Origin of the sequence: Psychrobacter sp. AOP3-A1-26, assembly GCF_052378235.1 — a bacterium.
GTDB lineage: Bacteria > Pseudomonadota > Gammaproteobacteria > Pseudomonadales > Moraxellaceae > Psychrobacter.
Genome location: NZ_JBQSXN010000179.1, coordinates 1 through 1,088, shown reverse-complemented (window position 1 = coordinate 1,088; position 1,088 = coordinate 1). Strand labels below are relative to the sequence as shown.

The 1,088-nt window shown below is 33.9% G+C and carries 2 protein-coding genes; both read left to right on the top strand.

Going from position 1 to position 1,088, the window contains the following annotated elements; all coding sequences use genetic code 11:
- Positions 1-352: hypothetical protein (locus ACT3TU_RS14175; RefSeq protein WP_444784529.1), on the top strand; the 352-nt coding region annotated here is incomplete at its 5' end.
- Positions 349-873 carry a hypothetical protein gene (locus tag ACT3TU_RS14170; RefSeq protein WP_444784528.1) on the top strand — a complete coding sequence of 175 codons (525 nt, stop codon included), beginning with the start codon at positions 349-351 and terminating at the stop codon, positions 871-873. The genes ACT3TU_RS14175 and ACT3TU_RS14170, both read left to right, overlap by 4 nt.
- Positions 874-1,088: the final 215 nt, after the last annotated feature.

Here is a 1,088-nt window from a genome sequence, read left to right as displayed (position 1 = left end):
TATAGAATCAGCAAGTTGGTTAAGTAAAATTTTACCAGCAGTTTTCGCAGGGTTGTTGTTTACGAAAAGACCTGCTGGAGGCAGAACATCATCTGGAATACCTATAAATAGTATTTGGGGAGTGTCAGCAAAAGCAGAATTAGAAGCAGTTGTAAAACCTGCTCCTCGAAAGATAGATGGTGCTAATTGGGTGTTATTTGCAGAAGCAATGGGTAGCGTTGATCAAATAAAAAGGAAAATGGTTGAAGAGGATGCTTATCGAGCTATTTTAGAATTAGAATCTGATGGTTATTCTAAACACAATAATGAAATAAAATTTTTTAAAGCTATTGCTGAAGGATGTATGCCATGAAATATATTAAATTATTATTAATATGGAGTATGACATTGTTATGCATCTCGTGTTCACAGTTCACAGGTGCTAGTGAGCACTCTGTAGCTCTAGATAGAGCAGTTCAAACTATGAATGATGCAGTAGATTTGTGTGAAGAAGATGAAAACTCTATTAAAGATCCTGAACTAGACGATTTACAAGCTATGAGCAAATTTTCTGAAAATACTATCAATGCTTATATAATATATCGTAGTAATATAAATGACCAGATTTGTCTGATACAAAATGGTGCTACACCCAGAGAATATATTTCGGCTGTAGCTTTAGATAGTGATACAGACTACTTTACACGCAGAAAGGCAGAGCACTTATTCACAACCCTATTGCCTTATGATTTTATAGATAATATCAATTACATTAACAACCTACCCAACGAAGAAAGAAAGAAACTTCAGCAAATAGACTATCTAAACAGTAGTTTCAACTTGCTCGTTACAACAAGAGCACTGAGAGCATATAAAAAGAATATAATAAAATAATTTATTAAACTTAATAGATCTCTTGCATAAGTCATTGCTAGCCTTTAATACTCTGTTAGCGGAGGTCAATAAAACGGTACTTTTGCAAGAGGTCTATTATACTTGGCAAATAGGTATTGCACCTAATAACCCAAATTCACGTATTTCATTTGCAAGGTATCAGTGGTATCTAATGCAAAAAGATCCAAGTGTCTACGAACTATAAGAGGTCTATA